General features: G+C 37.1%; 1 protein-coding gene. It reads left to right on the top strand.

What is annotated here, in order from left to right; translation table 11 throughout:
• Nucleotides 1-27 precede the first annotated feature (27 nt).
• The coding region (locus F1Z66_RS15090) for a UDP-N-acetylglucosamine 2-epimerase (RefSeq protein ID WP_149864458.1) at nucleotides 28-1,409 on the top strand (1,382 nt) is incomplete at its 3' end.

Raw genomic sequence — 1,409 nt, 5'->3', positions numbered from 1 at the left:
CTTCCTATTGAGGTTTATAATAACAATGTGGATACCTTGCTGTCAAGAAATTCAAATTTTAATAAGGTCTTGGCAATTGTCATAGGGACAAAACCAGATTTTTATAAACAAGCTCCAGTCCTTATAGAGTCAATAAAACAGGGTTTACCTTCTCTTATTATTTCTACTGGACAACATTATGACGAATTACTTAGCTACGGTATAAAGGAATTTGAGTTAGAAGATTCTATAGCATGCGATCTTCAGATTAGGGGTGATCTGATCCAGAAATCTAGCGATCTCATGCTAAAGTTCGGGCAGTTTGGACGATACCTAAAAGACCGTTTTCCAAATACCGATTTATTACCAATTGTTCATGGAGACACTTTGGTTGCCGGTGTAGCAACCTTGTCTTGGATATTTGGTATGGGTCAAAAGGTTGGTCAAAACGAAGCGGGACTCCGATCTATGAGTCCAAATGGGGTAAAGAATATCAAAATTAACAGTATCCCAGATGAAATTGGGGTAGAGAAATTTATAACTGATCAGATATCAAAAGAGTGGTTCATTGCCCGTGAAGAACCTTTTCCCGAACAAATAGATACCTGGGTCTGCTCTGCAGGAACAAAATTCTTCTTTGCACCGACCGAACTTAATAAGAAACACTTGATTCGGGAAGGTTATCCGGAAGAAGACATTTATGTTGTCGGTAACACTGTGGTGGATGCTATTAATTTAAAAAGAAGTAACAAGCCTACTCAAAGCGTCTTTGACTTATATCCTAAATTAGAAACTGGTAGATGGATTCGAATGGATATTCATCGTAGAGAGAACCTTACTACTCACAGATTCAACGCGATCATTGGGGGTCTGGTTGACTTGATAAAATCGACAGATTTTAACGTGGTTTTGGTTTTACTAAATGGCACCATATCAGCACTCGAAAAATATAATCTCCATACTTTACTTTTAAACCTAGAGAAGGAGTATCCTCAAAGATTCTTAATTACTACCTTATGGAAAGTTTATGGTCATGTTATTGAATTTTTGGATAGTGGTAAATGCTGGGCTGAAATTACAGACTCAGGATCTTTGCAAGAAGAGCTATTATATTTTCCAGACGTTTGTTCCTTTACTGTTCGATTCAATACCGACAGACCGGAGACTATTTTTGAAGCCAAGGGCAATCTATTGATCCCTCCTATTAACAGAACTTGGTTGCCCAAAGTGGTTTCTTGTGTTCATGAAAAATATGAAAATTTGGGTTTTAAGTTCAAGTCAAAGGAAAAATTATATGGTCAGCCTGGACAGGTTTCTGAAAAGATTGTGAGAATAATGAAAAAAGAGTTTGAAAAGAAGGATGGGAATTTTTTTCCCTGGCTACATCAGCGATTAGGTTTTTGGCATGAGGATAATGAATTCGAGTTTCT

This window comes from Candidatus Nitrosocosmicus agrestis (assembly GCF_008389435.1).
Classification (GTDB): domain Archaea; phylum Thermoproteota; class Nitrososphaeria; order Nitrososphaerales; family Nitrososphaeraceae; genus Nitrosocosmicus; species Nitrosocosmicus agrestis.
This window is presented reverse-complemented; position numbering and strand designations above follow the sequence as displayed.